Raw genomic sequence first — 18,378 nt, forward strand, 5'->3', positions numbered from 1 at the left:
CTCAATCCGCGCTGGAGAAGACGCCGCGGCGGGTGAATTCGGCTTCCAGCCAGGCTTCGTCCTCGAAGGGCGGGATCATCTCGCGTGCGGGTCTCAGACCGGCGGCGTGGGCGAGGGCGGCGACGCGGCCCTGGCCGTTGAACAGTGTGTCGGGCAGCATATCCGCAATCGGGTCGGCATAGGCGGTTTGCGCCGGCACGATCTGCCAGCCCGCCTCGCGCAGGGCCGCCGCGAGATCGTCGATGAAGAGTGCGGCCAGATCGTTTTCGTGCAGCAGCAGGACGTGGGCCGGAGACCGGTCCAGCGTCTCGCGGGCCAGCGTGTCGTAGAAATCGATGCCTTCGAGCAGGATATCGATATAGGCCTGACGCAGCGCGTCCATGTCGACCTCGCGCCCGGCCGCGATGGCACGCTGGACCAGCGCATCCATGTACCAGTCGTAATTGTCGACAGTGACATAGCCGTTGCGCAGGCCGCGTTCGGCGAGCCCGTGGCGCAGGGCGTCGCGGCCCTCGACGGTGCGGCCTTCATCGAGGAAGGGAAAGCGGAAATAGGGGGTGTGACCCGGCAGGTCTTCCAAAAGACGGGTGGTGCGGTCGAGATCGGCCAGATAGTCACCGGGTTCGCTCTGCCACAGCCAGGTATGGGAATAGGAGTGGTTCGCCAGGCTGTGACCGGCGGCGGCATAGGCCTGCAGCCGGTCCAGCCCGTCCTCACGGGCTTCGGCATTGCGGCCGGCCACGAAGATCATCGCTCCGTCGACATCGGCCCGGTCCAGCGCCTCGATCAGCGCGCGGGTCCGTCCGGAACCGGTGAAGAAGGCGCCGTCGCCGCGGGGGGCGTCGTCGAAGGTGAGCGCGATCGTGCCGCGCGTTGCGGCGGGCGCGGTCTGGGCGTCCGCGGGTGCGGAACCGGTCGAGGCGGCAAGGAGTGTCAGGGGCACAAGGTAACGCAGAAACATGATGTTCGGTCCGGTTGGCTGGATAGAGGGTTCGCGATCAGCGCAGGCCGACTTCGCCGCGCACGGTTTCGGCGAGACTGGCGGGATCATAGGCCAGACCGTCGCGGATTACGTATTCGAGTGTGCGGATGGCGGCCGGGTCGGCTGTGAGGTCGCCGTTCAGGATCAGGAGATCGGCCCGGTAACCGGCCTGCACCAGACCCCGGTCTTCGCCCAGGCCGAGTTCGACGGCGCCGTTATGGGTCATGATCTGCACGGTTTCGGGGACGGAGAAGCCGGCTTCCACAAGCAGTTCCAGATTCCGCTGATCGCCATAACCGGCGACGATGTGGCGGCCATTGTCCGGACCGGCGACAAGCCGGCCGCCGGCTTCGGCAAAGCGGCGCTCGAATGCGAGGATGCTGTCGAAAAGCGCCGGTGTGAAACGGGTCGTGTCGCGGCGTTCGGCAAGCGCGGTCTGGCGGGCGTCATAGGCGGCGCGCTCGACCGGCGACAGCATCTCCAGCGCGCGCGGTTCGCCCTGCGGCCGATGGGCGAAATGGGACTCGATGATGGCCAGTGTGGAGGTCAGCGTCACGTCATGGGCGACGAGCGTGTCGATCACGGCCGAGACCGCAGGGCCGTCAATGTCGGCCTCGGTCAGGGATGACAGGGTGGAGACGCATTCGCCCGCAGGCTTGTCCTCGACCAGGTCCGACATGGAAATCAGGCCGTGCTCGATCCGGTCGATTCCCATCTCGGCCGCCTCACTGAAAGTCAAAGAGCACAGATGCCCGGTCACGGTCAGGCCGTGGGTGTGCGCCTGGTCGATGATCGCGGCTGCGATCGGCGGCGTGACGTGGCGGTAGAGCTTGAACCCGGCGACCCCGGCGGAGGCCCAGTAGTCGACGAAGTCGCGGGCGGCCTGCGGCGTGGCCGGGCGCGGCATCACCCAATTGCCCTCGGGCCCCGTCACATAGGGCGCGGCGATGCGCATGTCCGGACCCGGACCGAGCCCGCGTGCAACCGCTCCGGCCATGTTCAGCTCGGCCATGGGAGCAGCGCTGCCGGCGGAGAACAGGGTCGTCACACCGCCGGCGAGGTAGAGATGCGGCGCGGCAAAATGGCTGACGGGCACACCCGGGTGGTGCAGGTGATTGTGCAGGCCGACAATGCCCGGCATTGCCGTCCGGCCGTCGAGCGCCACCACGTCGAACCCGTCCGGGATCGTCACGCCGCCACGATCCCCGACGGCCAGGATGCGGCCATCCTCGATCAGGATGGTCTGGTCCTGGCGCGCCGGGGCGCCGGACCCGTCGATCAGCTGCAGACCGGTCAGGGCCAGACGCGGAGCGTCGATCCGCACATGGCGCATCACCGAATCCGACAGGCTTTCGGGAGGCTGGGCGGTGCCGGCTGCACTCACCGCGAGGCTGGCCAGGCCGGCGGTCAGTGTCGCCGTGATGGCGCGACAGAACATGAGGAAACTCCGGTTGCTACGATTCTAGCGATAGTGTTACATTCGTAGCGTTTCTGGCAACCCGCCTCTGCAGACCGCGGTCCGTTACTGGCCGGGCAGCGTGCCCTCCGCGGCGCGCTGGCGGACATTGTCGAGCAACGCATCCAGGCCGGCCCGGTCATGCAGCCGGCCATCGGCGATCACGGCCGCGATGGCTTGCGTGTTTCCGATCGCGTCCAGCGGGTTCGCGTCCAGCAGGACAAGGTCGGCCTCGGCCCCGGCCTGGACGATGCCCAGCGTGCCGTCGCGGCCGAGATACCGGGCCGGCGTCGCGGTCGCGGCGCGCAGCGCGTCCATCGGGCTCAGCCCGGCCTCGACCAGGCGGGCCAGTTCCTCATGGGCGCTGATGCCGGGAATGATCATCGTGTCATTGGCATCAGTGCCCACCATCACCGCGACGCCTTCCTCATGCGCCAGCGCCGTGACCTGCAGTCCCAGGGCGTAGAAGCGGGCATAGTGATCGCGGACTTCGGCAGGTTCGGCGGCGGTGCGATCGAGATCGGCGTCCCAGTGCTGGCGCTGGAAACCGGGGATGTAGGCCAGCGCCGGATGGTCGCGATAGGCCGGGTCGCCGGCGCGCACATCCATCTCGCGCGTGCCGTGGGTGGGGACGTAATAGGTGCCGTTGGCCGCCAGTTCGCGCATCAGGGCGCGGCAGGTTTCCGCGTCGAAGCTGGCCACGGTGCGCGAAAGCCGTTCCGCATCGTCCGGCCATTGCGCCGTCTCATCGCCGCCGACCACGCCGCGGATGCGGGAGCGGTATTCGGCGCCGAAACCGCTGCAATCGGTGACGATGTCCTTGGCGTGCTCAAGCGTGCGCTGGCCGGCGGCCGAGGCTTCGGCGGCGGACAGCACGAGCGGGATATGGCCGGACACTTCCAGGCCGAGCTCGCCCGCCCGCGCCATCAGCCCTTCATAGGCGGCCGGGAAGATGGCGTGGTACATTTTCACCAGATCGACGCCGCGCGCATCGAGATAATCGGCGAGGGCCCGGCCCTGCTCTTCCGTTTGCGGCATGAACATCGGATCGGCGTCCGGCGGCAGATGGCCGGTGCGGTCGCTCTGCACAAAGGCGCTCGACAGGCGCACCAGGTCCGGTCCGGCCAGCTCTCCGGCATCGATGCGGGCATTGTAGGTCACCAGATCGTCCCGGCACAGGAAGGGCGGGGTCTGCGGCTCCCAGCAATCGCCGGCCATGTCGCGCACCGAGGTGATGCCATGGGCGAGGAAGAGGGCGAGGCTGGTCTCGGTCACCGGCGCGACATTCGTGTGCACATGCATGTCCATCAGGCCGGGGATGAGGAAACGGCCCCGGCCGTCTATGGCCCGGACGCCCTCGGGAGCTGCCGCCCGGGCGGCGGGTTCGACCGCGGCAATCAGGCCGCCGGACAGGGTGACCGTCATGTCCGGCCGGACCGTGCGGCTGGCGGGATCGATCACGGTCACATGGGTGATCTGCAGCGCGTCCTGGGCGTGTGCCGCGGTGGACAGGCACAGCGCGAGGGTCGCGGCGGCGAGGCGGGATGGCGTCATGGGCAAGGGCTCCTTGGCGTTTTCAGGCTGCGGAAATCGCAGCGGGTCTGAGCCCTTGGATGCGGGCATCGCCCGATCCGGATGACGCTGAAAAAAGATCGCCTGCCCGTCATCCGTGGCAGCATGTGCCTGCATCAAAGCGCAAACAGGCAGGCTGGAGGTCGCCGTGGAAGACGATATCGTCGCCAAACTCATCCCGATCCTGGTGGTGGCATTCCTGGCCGCCATCCCGATCAGCGCGCAGTTCTTTGCCTACCGCAAACGCAAGGCGGATCTCGCCACGATCCGGTTGCTCGTCGAGCGCTGCGAGACCGTCGACCAGGCCGCGCTGGCGCAGATCGCCGGCGGGACGCGGCGGCGTTTCCGCGACCTGCGGCGCGGGCTGATCCTGCTGGCGCTGGTCCTGCCCGGTCTTGTGCTGGCCTTCCTGATGGAGAGCCTGCGGGCCCAGCTCTTCGTGCTGGCGATTGCCGGCCTGCCCTTCACGCTGGGACTGGTGCATCTGGCTTTTCACTTCTTGCTGGCCGGCCGGGACGAGCCCTAGCGGCCGATGACCCGCCGGACGCTCCGTCAGATCAGCGACAGCAAGCTGATCCCGCTGTGCCAGGCAGCAGGGGATGCTGATGCGTTCGAAGAACTGGTGCGCCGGCACCAGGCGGCCCTGACCGATTTTCTCACCGCCTCGATCCGTCACCGGCAGGATGCCGAGGACCTCGCCCAGTCGGCGCTGATCAAGGCCTTCATCCATATCCGCCGCTATGACGGCCGGTCGGCTTTCCGCACCTGGTTGTTCGCCATCGGCTATCGCGAGCTGTTGATGCTGGCCCGGCGGCAGCGCTCGCACCGGCGCATTCTCGACCGGTTGCGCGGCGAGGTGCGGCCGGTGGTGACCGGCGATCCGGACTGGCCGATCGATGTGCGGTCTGCGCTGGACGCGCTCGCGCCGGAAGAACGCGATGTTGCGATCCTGTGCGAGATCGGCGGGCTGACGCATGTCGAGGCATCCCGGGCGCTCAAAGTGCCGCTGGGGACGCTGAAGTCACGGGTCAAACGCGCAAAGGAGCGGCTGGCAGCGCGGCTTGCCCCGCAAGACGAGGAGGACAGACATGAGCCGTCTGACTGACCGGGGCCGGCGGCGGGCCGCGATACTGTCGATCCGGCTGCGGCTGGTGCGTCACGGCCGGTCGATCGTGTCGACGCTGATCCTGCTGGCCTGGCTGGCCGGCCTCGGCTTCGCCCTGCCGGTCGTTGCCGATTTTGCCGAACAGGACACGCCGGGCTTCGGCCTGGTCGTGCTGTACATCGCCCTGTCCGCCCTGGCGCTGGCCTGGTGCGAAAGCGAGGGCTAGTCAGCGACCCGGCTGTACCGTCAAGCATTGTTGCGACGCAGCAAACAAAGTCGAAAAAAGAAATTGCTACCGGTGTCATTATTATGCAGCATGCGGCTCATCCATGCTGGACGCCCGGTCTTCTGTGTTCACCTCCTTTGGTGCTGGATCGTCGGGTCGAGAAATGCTACCGGTGTCATTGCCGGATTTCGCCAGCCAGCCATGGCGGGAACACGAAAGCGGACCGGAAAACCGGCCGCATGCGGGGAGGAAATTATGAGACACTTCAACAAGCCGACGGCCAAGCTGCGTCTGCTCGCCGGTTGCGCGCCGGCCGGCCTCGTTCTGGCAGCCGCGCTGGGCGGAATGGCTGCGGCGCAGGACAGTGCCGAAACGTCGACCAATGACGTCATCACCGTCACCGGTTACCGGCAATCGCTGGCTGCGGCCCTCGATGTGAAACGCGACTCGTCGGGCGTCGTCGATGCAATCGTTGCCGAAGACATTGCCGCATTCCCGGACCTGAACCTGGCCGAATCCATCCAGCGCATCCCCGGCATCTCGATCAACCGGGTGGCCGGCGAGGGCCGCCAGATCACGGTGCGCGGTCTGGGCGCCGACTTCACGCGGGTCCGCATCAACGGCATGGAAGCGCTGTCGACCACGGGCGGCTCGGATGCGTCCGGCGGCTCAAATCGCGGTCGCGGCTTCGACTTCAACACGTTCGCGTCCGACCTCTTCAACGAGATCCGCGTCACCAAGACGACGTCCGCGTCGATGGATGAAGGTTCGCTGGGGGCAACGGTCGACCTGCGCACGGCGCGCGCCCTGGACTATGATCCGGGCCTGACCGCCGCCGTGTCCGCGCAGATGGGCTATAACAGCCTCTCCGAGGAAACCAGCCCGCGCTTTGCCGGCCTCCTGTCCTGGACGAATGACGACCGGAGCTTCGGCGTCAACCTGTCGCTGGCCTATACGGACCGCACGATCATCGAGGAAGGCTTCTCGACCGTGCGCTGGCAGGACGGCAATTTCCGTTCGGTCGACGGCCAGGCCTGTCCGGCCGGTCCGGGATGTTCGGACATCGACACCAATTCGCTGGTCTATCACCCGCGCATCCCGCGCTATGGCCGGCTGACGAACGAGCAGGAACGCCTCGGCATTACCGGCGGCCTGCAATTCCGTCCGAGCGAGCGCACGACGATCTCGCTGGACGCCCTCTACTCCCGCTTCGATGCGACCCGGGTGGAGAACTTCCTGGAAGTCTTCTTCCGCAGCCAGGAAGGTGTGATCGACGTCCGCGACTACACGATCGACGCCAGCCGCAACATCATGGACTCGGGCACGTTCGATATCAGCGGGAATGCCAATGGCACCCATCCGATCCGTTCGGAAGGCCGCTATGACGAGCTGACCACAGACTTCACCCAGTTCACCCTGGATGTGGAACACGACTTCACGGATCGCCTGCGCGGCCAGTTCATCGCCGGCACGGTGGAATCGGAGTTCGACAATCCGGTCCAGACCACGATCCTGTTCGACGCGATCGGGGATGTGACGGGCTATTCCTACGACTTCCGCAACAGCCACAACACGCCGGCCATCGACTTCGGCTCGCTGGATGTGACCGACCCGTCGCAATTCCAGTTCACCGAAGTGCGCGACCGGCCGCAATCGGTCACCAACTCCTTCGACACGATTTCCGGCTCGCTGGAATACGACGTCAATGACAACTGGTCGGTGTCCGGCGGGATCTCGTTCAAGCAATATGACTTCGAGACCCGGGAAGCGCGGCGCGAGAACACCAATGGCTCGGTGGTCTGCAACCTGCCGGGCGTGAACTGTCCGGTTGGCGCGACCGGCCTGCCGATCACGTCGGACCTCTACACCGTCCTGACCGGCTTCGGCAGCGGTCTGGGCATGCCGGGCGGCAATGATACCGCCTGGATCATCCCGAATATCCAGGCTGCTGCGGCGGCTGCCGGCATCTACTCGATCCCGGGCTCCGTCCAGGCCGGCAACCAGCGCTCGGTCAGCGAGGAAGATCTCGGCGGCTTCATCCAGGCCGACTTCCAGACCATGCTCGGCTCGATCCCGGTGCGCGGCGACATCGGCGTACGCTATGTCGAGACGACCACGTCGGCGACGGGTCTGGTGAGCGGCACGGAAGTCACCGTCGAACGCAGCTATGAAGACACGCTGCCGTCACTGAACATTGCCTTCGACATGACCGACGAATTCGTCATCCGCCTCGGCGCCGCCAAGGTGATGGCCCGTCCGTCGCTGGGCAATCTGACGCCGGGCGGCAGCCTGGACAGCTTCAACGGCCCGCCCTTCCGCTACAATGCGGGCAATCCGGGTCTCGATCCCTATCGCGCCAACACTTATGACGCCTCCTTCGAATGGTATTTCGCGGAAGAGGCCCTGTTCGCGGTCAGCGTCTTCTACAAGGATGTGAGCAGCTTCTTCACATCCTCGCAGTCGGTGGAAGTGCCCTACAGCCAGTCCGGCCTGCCCGCCAACCTGCCGCCGGCCTCCAGCCCGCTCTACAACCTGATCCAGGGGGGCGGGGATCCGCTGGTCGAGATCAGCCAGGTCTCGAATGGCGGCGATGCCAGCGTGCAGGGTTTCGAAGTGGCCTATCAGCAGCCCTTCACCTTCCTGCCGGAGCCGTTCCACAATTTCGGCTTCCAGGGCAATTACACCTATGTGGACAGCGACGAGATCAACGGCTTCTCGCCGAACGCCTACAACGCCACCCTCTATTACGAGGATGAGCGCCTGTCGGCCCGGATCTCGGCGGCCTATCGCGATGCCTATGTGACCCGCGATGCCAATTCGGCGGGCCGCGACGAGCGGGGTGTCGACTCCAGCTTCAACCTGGATTTCGCCTCCTCCTACCAGCTCAACGAAATGATCGATCTGACCTTCGAGGCGATCAATCTGACCGACGAGTTCGAGCAGCAGCTCTTCGACGCGGGTGATCTGGTGGATGTCTATCACCACACCGGCACGGAATATCTCTTTGGTATCCGGGCCCGCTTCTAGACGGTCTCACCTCCCGGACGCCTGACTGGGCCCGGCCGGTTCTCCGGCCGGGCCCATGTATTTTCAGCGAGGCTTGCATGATGATTTCGCGCTGTCCCCCGCCGGCCGGTCCCCTGGCCGCGACGATCCGAACCGCGGCGGCGATCCGTGTCATGATCTGCGGCCTGCTGGCCTGTCTCGCTCTCCCCCTGGCTGCCACAGCCCAGCATCGTGAGCCGGACAGTGTCATTGCGCTCTGGCCCGATGGTGCCGTGCCGGGCTCGCAGACACTCGACGGCCGGCTGGAGGAGGTCATCGTCGAGCGCAGCGAAGATCCCGGCACGATCCGCGACCGCTATGTCGCGGGCATCACCCGGCCGCGCCTGCTTGTCTTCCGTCCGGAAACGCCCAACGGGACGGCCCTGCTGATGTTGCCCGGCGGCGGCTATCAGCGCGTGGTGCTGGACAAGGAAGGGATCGAGAGCGCCGAGCGCTTCAACGCCGCAGGGATCACGGTGTTCATCCTCATTTACCGGCTGCCGGCCGAGGGTCATGAAAACGGCGCGGATGTACCCCTGCAGGATACCCAGCGCGCGATGCGCCTGATCCGGGCGATGGCGGAGGATTACGATATCGATCCCGGGCGCACCGGCGTCATCGGCTTCTCCGCCGGCGGCCATCTGGCAGGCTCCATCGCCACCCGTTTCGATGCAGAGGTCTATCCCGCGCACGACAGTGCCGACACGCTTGGCGCCCGTCCCGATTTCGCCGCGCTGATCTATCCCGTCACCCGCATGGAAGGCCCGGCCATCCATGAAGGTTCGCGCGACCGTCTCATCGGTGCCTATCCGGCTCCTGAAATGGTGGCGGTTCACGATATCGCCGCGGCGGCCCGGGCCGATGCCCCGCCGCTCTTCCTGCTGCATGCTGCGGATGACACATCGGTGCCCGTCGCCAATTCGCTCGACGTCTTCGATGCCTTCACCGCACAGGGCGTGCCGGTGGACATGCATGTTTTTTCCGAAGGCGGGCACGGTTTCGGCATCCGTTATACCGAAGGCCTGCCGGTCGCTGTCTGGCCAGATCTCGTGATCGGCTGGATGGAAGGTGGCGGTTTCCTGCCGGAGATGCCGGACTAGGTGCCCGGCTGCACGTAGGGCACGCTGGCAAACAATTCCCGCTCGGCGCCGCGCGGGTCGTTCTCCATCCGCGGCGGCCAGTCCAGCACGAGGGTTTCCCGGTGCTCCATCGTGTAGGGCTGCCATTGCGGCAGGGCGGCATGATTGGGATCGCCCGTGCGGGCCAGGGCGATCAGGGCCTCGCTGAGCAGGGCCGCCATGTTGCGCGCCGTCTGTGAGTTGCCGGTCAGGCTGTCCGGCACGGCGGTATTGTCGAAGGCCAGCGGGATATCGAATGTGTGGGGCGCGTGCGGATTGCCCCAGTCGAGCTGGTAGACGAAGGCGGGCGCGCCGGCCTTTGCGCGCTCCTCGGCCTCGATGACGGCAGCCCGCCAGGAGCGCGCCGCCGTCGTGGCGGCATAGAAGATCTCTTCCGGCGAGCGCTGCGGGTAGAGCTCGCGATAACGCGCCACCACGGTTTCCGGCCGGATATCGACCCGCATATTGGGGATCAGCAGCGCGGGCAGATCGTCCCAGCCGATATTCTCGTATTGCGGCCCGCGCAGAAAGGCGTGGGTCTCGTCATGCGTATTGCCGATGATCATCGGGATGTGCAGCGACTGCGGCGCGGCGGTCGGATAGAAGGGGTGACGCGGCATCACCAGATCGTCCTTCACCGGACCGAAATAGACCGAGCCATAGGGCAGGACGGGGTCCGCCGTTTCCAGCGCGTCGACCAGGGCCCCCGCCGGCAGGTCGGCGGCGCGATGGGCGCTGTCATCGTCCAGGCCCAGGGCTGCCAGGAAGGCGCGGGCGCGTTCGGTGGCATTGGCGGGACCCGAGGCGGTGACCTGCTGGCCGCTCATCGTGGCGGCGCTGTGGAACAGGCCCTCGGCGGCGGGTGTCGCCATCAGGCTGGCGATCTTGCCGCCGCCGCCCGACTGGCCGAACACCATCACACGGTCCGGATCGCCGCCGAACTGGCGGGCATTCTCGCGCACCCATTCCAGAGCCAGGACAAGATCCAGCTGGCCGCAATTGCCCGAGGCGGCGAAAGCCTCGCCGGCGAGGCGCCGCAGATAGAGATATCCGAAAGCGTTGAGACGGTGGTTGACGGTGACGACCACAACATCGCCGCGCTGGCAAAGGCGGGTGCCGTCATACAGCGGGTGCGAGCCGGATCCGTTGGAATAGGCGCCGCCGTGGAAATACACCATGACGGGCCGGTTGCCGCAATCGGCGAGGCCGGGCGTCCAGACATTGAGAAACAGGCAGTCTTCCGCCGTCTCCGGCTGGCTGCTGCGCTGCGGGCTGGCAGGGCCGTATTCCGTGGCGCCGATCGCATCCTGCCAGGGCTCGGGCCGAACCGGCGGGCGGAAGCGGGCGCGGCCGGTGTCGGCGCCGTAGCGGATGCCCAGAAAGCGGTTGATGCCGTCCGAGCGCATGCCGCGCACCGGCCCGTTGCTGGTGCGGGCCACCGGATCGCCCGGCTGGGCGCGAACGGCGGCGGACGGGAGGATGGCCGCCGCCGTCGCTGCGGCGCCGCCCAGAAAGGTCCGGCGCCGGATGGGGGGAAGGTCTTGTGTCATCGGATCACGCCTGCATCGCTCTGGCCCAGTGCCCGCTCGACCTCGGCCAGGCTGGCCATCGAGGTGTCGCCCGGCGTCGTCATCGCCAGGGCGCCATGGGCCGCGCCGTATTCCACCGCCAGTGCCGGCGATTTGCCGGCCAGGAGGGCATAGGTCACGCCGGAGGCAAAGGCATCGCCGCCGCCGACCCGGTCGAACACATCGAGACCGTCATAGGTCCGGGACGGGTGAAATTCGCCATCGGCCCATAACAGCGCCTGCCAGTCATTGCGGCCGGCGGTATGGGCCGTGCGCTGCGTCGTCGCGATGACGGCCAGGTTCGGGAAGTCCTCGCGGACGGCCTCGATGGCATCGCGCGGATCGCCGTTCGAGGCACGCGAGCCCAGGCCTTCGGCGCCGAACAGCACGTCAGCATGGGCGGCGATATCGCGATTGAGCCGGCGCGCCGCTTCCCAGCCGCCATGGTCGGCCCACAGCGAGGCGCGGTAGTTCAGGTCGTAGGACACGATCGCACCGTGCCGGCGGGCGGCGGCGATCGCCTCGACGGCGACCTGTGCGGTGCTTTCCGACAGGGCGGCGAAAATCCCGCCGGTATGGAACCAGCGCGCGCCTTCCTCGCCGAACAGCGTGTCCCAGTCGATCTCGCCGGGCGCCAGCTGCGAGGCGGCGGAATGACCGCGATCGGAGACGCCCAGCGCCGGACGGATACCGAAGCCGCGCTCGGTGAAGTTCAGCCCCACGCGCGTGGTCCGGCCCAGCCCGTCGAAATCGCGCCAGAGGATATGCGAGGTGTCGACGCCGCCCTGCAGGATCAGATCCTCGGCCAGGGCGCCCAGATCGCTGCGCGGCAGGGCGGTCGCGACTGTGGCGCGCAGGCCGAAGCATTTGCGGGCGGCGCGGGCGAGATTGTATTCGCCGCCGCCCTCCCACACCCGGAACTGCCGTGCATTGCGCACGCGGTCCTCGCCGGGATCGAGGCGCAGCATCACCTCGCCGAGGGCGGCAACGTCCCAGCGGCAGTCTTCGCGGGGGCGCAGGGGAAGTACGGGGTTTGTCATGGATGCAGGCCGGGGTTGGTGAAGCGGGAATTCACAGCGTGACGCCGCCCTTCCACAGGGCGATCTCGCGCTCGTCGAACAATTCGTTGCGGGCATGTTTGCCGGAGGCGGTGTCCAGCACAAGCTGCCAGAGACGATCGGCGGCGGCTTCGGGCGCCTCGCCATCGATCATCGTTCCGGCATCGAAATCGATCCAGTGCGGTTTGCGGGCGGCCAGGGCGGAATTGGTCGCCAGTTTCAGCGTCGGGACCGGCGTGCCCAGCGGCGTACCGCGGCCGGTCGTGAACAGGATCACCGTGGCGCCGGCCGCCGCCAGGGCGGTCGTGGAGACGGCATCATTGCCCGGTGCTTCCAAAAGGCTGAGCCCGGGTATGCGCAGGCGTTCGCCATAGGCCAGCACATCGGCCACCGGCGCCTGGCCCGCCTTCTGGACCGCGCCCAGCGATTTCTCTTCCAGCGTGGTGATGCCGCCGGCGATATTGCCGGGTGAGGGGTTGGCATGGACCGGCTCGTCATGATCGAGGAAGTAGCGCTTGAAACGGTTCATCATCGCCGCGATCCGGTCATGCACATCGCGCGAGACGGCGCGCTGCATGAGCAGGTGCTCGGCGCCGAACATTTCCGGCACTTCGGTCAGGATCGTGCCGCCGCCTGCGCTGTCGATCCGGTCGGCGATGCGGCCGAGCAGCGGATTGGCGGTGAGGCCGGAGAAGGCGTCGGAGCCGCCGCATTTCAGGCCGAGCACCAGATCCGACGCATCGCACGGTTCACGCCGGTCCGTCGCTGCCATGTGCTCGGCGATTTCCGCGATGGCGGCGATGCCGGCATCCAGCTCGTCCAGCGTGTCCTGGCAGGCAAAGGCCCGCACACGCAGCGGATCGGTGTCGGGCATCGCGTCCAGCAATTGCCGGTACTGATTGCTCTCGCAGCCCAGCCCGACCAGCAGCACGCCACCGGCATTCGGGTTCTGGGCGAGACCGGCGAGAATGGTGCGCGTGCGGTCGAGATCGTCGCCCAGCTGGGAACAGCCGAACGGGTGGGTGATGGCGTGCACGCCGTCGACCCGGCCGCGCATCTCATTGCCGGCCAGATGGGCGATGCGTGTCGCGATCCGGTTGACGCAGCCGACCGTCGCGATGACCCAGATCTCGTTGCGCGTACCGACCCGGCCGTCGAAACGGCGATAGCCCATGAAGCTGTTGGTGGTGGCAGCGCGCACCGGTGCCTGGCGGGCCGGCTGGAAAGTGTAGTCGACCTCACCGCTGAGCGCGCTGGCAAGATTGTGGCTGTGGACGTGTTCGCCCGGCCGGATGTCGCAGCGGGCCAGGCCGATCGGCGCGCCATACTTCACCACCGGCTCGCCGGCCCGCACCGCTCGGAGGGCGAATTTGTGACCGCGCGGAATGGCGGCGCTCAGCCGGGGCAGGCCGGGACCGGGCAGGCAGCCGGCTTCCAGCTCGGCGATGGCGACCGCGACCGTGTCGTCCGGATGGACGATCATGGCGCCGGCGGTCTTTGTGTCTTCAGCAACTTGCATGACGCGTTTCACCCTTGCGGACCGGAATGGTAACCGGTGTCATTTTTGCGCGAAAGGAAAAACTTCAACACCCGCCGCGACGGGGCCTAAAAGCATGACAAGGCGGTGAATGTCCTTTAGAGGACATTCTTTCGCTTATCCGTCCGGGGGCAAATTCCTGATGTCTGACGAAGAAGAATCCGGTCCGCAGGAGAGCGGCCGGAGCCTGCGTGACGAATTCCGCAACCGGCGTCCCACCATCAATGATGTGGCGCGCCTGACCGGGGTCTCGAAGAAGACCGTCTCGCGGGTCATCAACAAGTCGCCGGCCGTCAAGGAAGACACGCGCGAAGCGATCCTGCGGGTGATGCACGAGATCGGCTATGCGCCGGACCCCCAGGCCCGTGGCCTGGCTTTCCGCCGCTCCTTCCTGATCGGCATGATCTACGACAACCCGAACCCGCAATATGTCGTCAACATGCAGCAGGGCCTGCTCGACGGCATGCGCGGCACCGGGTTCGAGCTCGTCGTCCATCCCTGCGACCGGGCCAGCGAGACTTTCCTGTCGGATGTCCGCAATTTCGTGGAGCGCCAGAAACTGTTCGGTGTGGTGCTGACGCCGTCGGTCTCGGAAGACGAGCGCGTGCCGCCCATGCTGCGCGAGATCGGTTGTGCCTTCATCCGGATCGCCTCGGTGTCGCTGGACGAGCCGGAACACATGATCGTCACGCGCGACCATCTGGGCGGCGAGGCGGCCGGGCGTCATCTGGCGTCGCTGGGGCACAGCCGCATCGGCTTCATCTCCGGCCGGCCGAGCTTCCGCTCGTCGCACGAGCGGCGGCGCGGACTGGAAGCCGGGCTGGCCGAACACGGGCTGACGCTCGATGACAGCCTGGTCGCCCAGGGCGCCTACACATTCGAGTCCGGCTATGACTGCGCCCGCACCCTGCTGGAACGGGCAGACCGGCCGACCGCCATCTTCGCCGCCAATGACGAGATGGCGGCCGGCGTGCTGCAGGCGGCCCGCTCGCTGGATATCCGCGTGCCGGACCAGCTGTCCGTCGTCGGTTATGACAACTTCCAGCTCGCCGAACGGCTCTGGCCGCGGCTGACGACTGTCCATACGCCGACGCGCGAGGTCGGGCGGCGGGCCTCGACCAAGCTGATCAATCCGCAGATCGCCCCCGGCACCGAACAGGACGACCCGCGCGCCCTGCCCAGCCTCGTTGTGCGTGAAAGCTCCGCACCGCCGCCGGCCGGCTGACATCCCGCTGACCTGACATCCGGGGCCGAAGCCGGTTGAAGTCGGCAATGACACCGGTTACCTTCGCGGCGGAATTACCCGCAACCGGCTGCCGTCTCATGTCCCCTGCTGCACACCTTCATGAAGACCGTCTGTTCCCGGCCGAGCCGGGCGTGCGGGCCGTTGCGCGGGCGCTCTACAGCCAGGTGCGCGACCTGCCCATCGTGTCGCCGCACGGCCATACCGATCCGCGCTGGTTCTCCCAGAATGCGCCATTCGAGAACCCGGCCGCGCTGTTCCTGGCGCCGGACCACTATCTGTTCCGCATGCTCTACAGCCAGGGCGTCGCACTGGACGCGCTGGGCGTGCCCTCGCGCCGGGGTGTCTCGCGCACCGATCCCCGGTCGGCCTGGCGCCTGTTCGCCGAACACATCCACCTGTTCCGCGGCACGCCGTCGTCGATCTGGCTCAATCATGTCCTGGTCGAGGTGTTCGGCATTACCGACCGGCTCGACGCCCGGTCGGCTGACGCCATCTACGACACGATCGACGCCGCGCTGAAAACCGAGGCCTTCCGGCCGCGCGCCCTGTTCGACCGGTTCAATATCGAGCTGCTGGCGACCACCGAGTCGCCGGTCGACACGCTGGACCATCACCACGCCATCGCCGCATCGCCCTGGGGCGGGCGGGTGGTCACGGCCTATCGTCCCGATGCCGTCATCGATGCCGATCACGAGGACTTCTTCGACGCACTCGAGCGGTTCGGCGAGATCACCGGCGAGGACACGATGCGCTGGCAGGGTTATCTCGCCGCGCACCGGCAGCGCCGTGTGGACTTCATGGCCGCCGGTGCGACCTCGACCGATCACGGTCACCCTACGGCGGCAACGGCAGACCTCGATCCCGGCGCGGCAGAAGCCCTGTTCGACAGGGTCGTTACAGGCAAGGCCGATGCGGCGGAAACCGAACTTTTCCGGGCGCAGATGCTGACCGAAATGGCCGCCATGAGCCTGGAAGACGGTCTGGTGATGCAGATCCATCCCGGCTCCTTCCGCAATCACAATGCCGCACTCTTCGCTTCCCATGGCCGCGACAAGGGGGCGGATATTCCCGTGGCGACGGACTATGTCCGTGCGCTCCAGCCCCTGCTCAACCGTTTCGGCAATGAGCCGGACTTCGGCCTCATCGTCTTCACCCTGGACGAGACCAGCTATGCCCGCGAACTCGCGCCAATGGCCGGGCACTACCCGGCCATGAAGCTCGGTCCGGCCTGGTGGTTCCATGACAGTCCGGAAGGCATGATGCGCTTTCGCGAGCAGACGACCGAGACGGCCGGCTTCTACAATACGGTCGGCTTCAACGACGACACCCGGGCCTTCCTTTCGATCCCGGCCCGGCACGACATGGCGCGGCGGGTGGACTGCGCCTTTCTCGCCCGGCTGGTCGCCGAGCACCGCCTCACCGAGGACGATGCCGCCGACCTGGCCGCCGACCTCGCCTGCAATCTGGCGAAACGCGCCTACAAACTCGACGCACCCAACTGAGACAGGAAACCCCCATGAAGATCGCGCTCATCATCGAGAACAGCCAGGCCGCCAAGAGCGGTATTGTTCATGACGCCCTGAAGGCCGTGGCCGAGCCGCTGGGCCATGAGGTGTTCCACTACGGCATGTACACGCCCGAGGACAAAGCCTCGCTGACCTACCCCATGAACGGTCTGCTCGCCGGCCTTCTGATCAATTCGAAGGCGGCCGACTTCATCGTCACCGGCTGTGGTACCGGCGTCGGTTCCAACCTGGCCTGCAACGCCATGCCGGGCGTGTTCTGCGGCCTCGTTGTCGATCCGACAGACGCCTTCCTGTTCGGCCAGATCAATGATGGCAATGCCATCTCCATGCCCTATGCCAAGGGTTTCGGCTGGGCCGCCGAACTGAACCTGCAGGACTGCTACCGCAAACTGTTCGAACACGAGCGCGGCGTCGGCTATCCCAAGGAACGCGCTGCCGTCATGGCCAAGAACCGCGGCATCGTCGCCGACCTCAAGGCCGCGTCCTGCCATGACATGCTGACCGTGCTGAAAACGGTCGACCAGGACCTGCTCAAGGCCGCCATCGCCGGCGAGAAGTTCGAGGAATACTTCTTCGCCAACTGCCAGGACGAGGCCATTGCCGACTATATCCGCGGCGTGCTGGCCTCCTAGGCCCGCCGTCCGGCTGAAACGGAGAGATTCATGAGCCATCCCTTCAATCTTGACGGCAAGGTCGCGCTGGTCACCGGCGGCAATACCGGGCTGGGCCAGGGCATGGCGGTCGCGCTGGCGCAAGCCGGTGCCGACATCGTCGTCGCCGGCCGCTCCAGCGCGGCGGAGACTGGCAAGGCCGTCGAAGCCGCCGGCCGCCGCTTCTTCGAGATCACGGCCGACTTCTCCGATCCGGCCTGCGCCGATGACGTCGTTGCAGAAACCGTCGCGAAAGCCGGTTCGTTCGACATCCTGGTCAACAATGCCGGCATCATCCGCCGCAATGACGCGCTCGACTTCACCGAAGACGACTGGGACAGCGTCATGGATGTGAACATCAAGTCGCTCTTCTTCCTGTGCCAGGCGGCGGCCAGGCGCATGATCCCGGCCGGCGGCGGCAAGATCATCAATATCGCCTCCATGCTGTCCTTCCAGGGCGGTATCCGCGTGGCGTCCTATACGGCGTCCAAAAGCGGCGTGGCCGGGCTGACCAAGCTGCTGGCCAATGAATGGGCCGGCCAGGGCGTCAATGTGAATGCCATCGCGCCGGGCTATTTCGCCACCAACAACACCGCGGCCCTGCAGGCCGACGAGGAGCGCAATGCCCAGATCCTCGGCCGCATCCCGGCCGGCCGATGGGGCGATCCGGCCGATCTGGGCGGCGCCGCGGTCTTCCTCGCCTCAGCCGCCTCCGACTATGTCCACGGCACGGTTCTCGCCGTCGACGGCGGCTGGCTGGCCCGCTGATCTCCCTCCCCACCGACAGTCTTCCCCTTGAGCCGGCCCCCGTGGCCGGCTTCTTTTTGGGGGGTGAGGAGAGCCACACTTTCTCCCCCTAGACGACCCGTCCACGCTTTTCCCGGCCGGACGCCGGGCGAAGGCCGTGCGAAGCACCGGGATCTACGGGAAGTGGCTCGCTACCCACCTTCTCCCCGACCGGGGAGAAGGTGCCCGCAGGGCGGATGAGGGGCGCGCGCCAGCGCCACAAAGAGTCCTGAGTGGGTCGCTCCGCGGCCGCCCCTCACCTTTGATTCCTCTCCCCGGTGGGGAGGGGGTGCTGAAGCTACCACCCCCTAAACACCCCTCCGCTTTTCCCGGCTGAAAGCCCGGCGAAGGCCGGGCGAAGCGCCGGGATCTACGGGAAGCTCATCGCTTGAAGTGATCTTCGGTCGGTCCCGGATCTGCAGCCTGCCTGCGCAGGCCTCCGTCCGGGAAAAATCGAGAGGTTGGGAGAGAGAGTGAGAGCGCCGCAACAAACACCGTCACCC

General features: G+C 66.8%; 15 protein-coding genes. 9 read left to right on the forward strand and 6 right to left on the reverse strand.

Going from position 1 to position 18,378, the window contains the following annotated elements; genetic code table 11:
* Window position 1: 1 nt before the first annotated feature.
* The 3 genes from JJ918_RS14430 to JJ918_RS14440 all read right to left on the reverse strand — a co-directional run bounded on the left by JJ918_RS14430 (window position 2) and on the right by JJ918_RS14440 (window position 3,992).
* Complete coding sequence (locus tag JJ918_RS14430) at window positions 2-961, reverse strand: polysaccharide deacetylase family protein (RefSeq protein ID WP_291888736.1); 960 nt, start codon at window positions 959-961, stop codon at window positions 2-4.
* A 37-nt stretch (window positions 962-998) separates the two neighbouring features.
* Window positions 999-2,420 carry an amidohydrolase family protein gene (locus JJ918_RS14435; protein ID WP_291888740.1) on the reverse strand — a complete coding sequence of 474 codons (1,422 nt, stop codon included), beginning with the start codon at window positions 2,418-2,420 and terminating at the stop codon, window positions 999-1,001.
* 84 nt (window positions 2,421-2,504) lie between these two features.
* Complete coding sequence (locus JJ918_RS14440) at window positions 2,505-3,992, reverse strand: amidohydrolase family protein (protein ID WP_291888744.1); 1,488 nt, start codon at window positions 3,990-3,992, stop codon at window positions 2,505-2,507.
* A 166-nt stretch (window positions 3,993-4,158) separates the two neighbouring features.
* Between JJ918_RS14440 and JJ918_RS14445 the strand changes: the two genes are divergently transcribed.
* The 5 genes from JJ918_RS14445 to JJ918_RS14465 all read left to right on the forward strand — a co-directional run bounded on the left by JJ918_RS14445 (window position 4,159) and on the right by JJ918_RS14465 (window position 9,486).
* On the forward strand, window positions 4,159-4,536 hold the full coding sequence (locus JJ918_RS14445) for a hypothetical protein (RefSeq protein WP_291888747.1): 378 nt from the start codon (window positions 4,159-4,161) through the stop codon (window positions 4,534-4,536).
* Window positions 4,537-4,542: 6 nt separating this feature from the next.
* Complete coding sequence (locus JJ918_RS14450; RefSeq protein ID WP_291888750.1) at window positions 4,543-5,115, forward strand: sigma factor; 573 nt, start codon at window positions 4,543-4,545, stop codon at window positions 5,113-5,115.
* Window positions 5,099-5,341, forward strand: a complete 243-nt coding sequence (locus tag JJ918_RS14455) for a hypothetical protein (protein WP_291888753.1) — start codon at window positions 5,099-5,101, stop codon at window positions 5,339-5,341. Before JJ918_RS14450 ends, JJ918_RS14455 begins: the two co-directional genes overlap by 17 nt.
* Before the next feature lie 255 nt (window positions 5,342-5,596).
* Window positions 5,597-8,368: a TonB-dependent receptor gene (locus tag JJ918_RS14460; protein ID WP_291888756.1), complete on the forward strand. Its 2,772-nt coding sequence runs from the start codon at window positions 5,597-5,599 to the stop codon at window positions 8,366-8,368.
* Between the two features lie 77 nt (window positions 8,369-8,445).
* Entirely contained in the window at window positions 8,446-9,486 is a 1,041-nt protein-coding gene (locus JJ918_RS14465) for an alpha/beta hydrolase (RefSeq protein WP_291888758.1), read from the forward strand.
* On the opposite strand, the gene JJ918_RS14470 is transcribed toward JJ918_RS14465, so the two are convergent.
* From JJ918_RS14470 to JJ918_RS14480, 3 genes are read right to left on the reverse strand one after another with little or no spacing between them, the layout of a single operon-like run.
* Window positions 9,483-11,054, reverse strand: coding sequence for a carboxylesterase/lipase family protein (locus JJ918_RS14470; RefSeq protein ID WP_291888761.1), 1,572 nt, complete (start codon window positions 11,052-11,054; stop codon window positions 9,483-9,485). The two genes, JJ918_RS14465 and JJ918_RS14470, sit on opposite strands and share 4 nt — an antisense overlap.
* Window positions 11,051-12,112 (reverse strand): sugar kinase, encoded by a 1,062-nt coding sequence (locus tag JJ918_RS14475; protein ID WP_291888764.1) that lies wholly within the window; start codon window positions 12,110-12,112, stop codon window positions 11,051-11,053. The genes JJ918_RS14470 and JJ918_RS14475 overlap by 4 nt, the downstream gene beginning before the upstream one ends.
* 31 nt (window positions 12,113-12,143) lie before the next feature.
* A complete protein-coding gene (locus JJ918_RS14480) occupies window positions 12,144-13,649 on the reverse strand; it encodes a UxaA family hydrolase (RefSeq protein ID WP_291888767.1) in 1,506 nt (501 codons plus the stop codon).
* Between the two features lie 160 nt (window positions 13,650-13,809).
* Between JJ918_RS14480 and JJ918_RS14485 the strand changes: the two genes are divergently transcribed.
* The 4 genes from JJ918_RS14485 to kduD all read left to right on the forward strand — a co-directional run bounded on the left by JJ918_RS14485 (window position 13,810) and on the right by kduD (window position 17,857).
* On the forward strand, window positions 13,810-14,892 hold the full coding sequence (locus JJ918_RS14485; RefSeq protein WP_291888771.1) for a LacI family DNA-binding transcriptional regulator: 1,083 nt from the start codon (window positions 13,810-13,812) through the stop codon (window positions 14,890-14,892).
* Window positions 14,893-14,990: 98 nt separating this feature from the next.
* Entirely contained in the window at window positions 14,991-16,415 is a 1,425-nt protein-coding gene (uxaC, locus tag JJ918_RS14490; protein WP_291888774.1) for a glucuronate isomerase, read from the forward strand.
* A gap of 14 nt (window positions 16,416-16,429) precedes the next feature.
* Window positions 16,430-17,071 (forward strand): RpiB/LacA/LacB family sugar-phosphate isomerase, encoded by a 642-nt coding sequence (locus tag JJ918_RS14495; RefSeq protein ID WP_291888777.1) that lies wholly within the window; start codon window positions 16,430-16,432, stop codon window positions 17,069-17,071.
* A 30-nt stretch (window positions 17,072-17,101) separates the two neighbouring features.
* A complete protein-coding gene (gene kduD, locus JJ918_RS14500; protein ID WP_291888780.1) occupies window positions 17,102-17,857 on the forward strand; it encodes a 2-dehydro-3-deoxy-D-gluconate 5-dehydrogenase KduD in 756 nt (251 codons plus the stop codon).
* Window positions 17,858-18,378: the final 521 nt, after the last annotated feature.

It is taken from the genome of Maricaulis sp., from assembly GCF_017642925.1.
In the GTDB taxonomy this organism is placed as follows: Bacteria; Pseudomonadota; Alphaproteobacteria; order Caulobacterales; family Maricaulaceae; genus Maricaulis.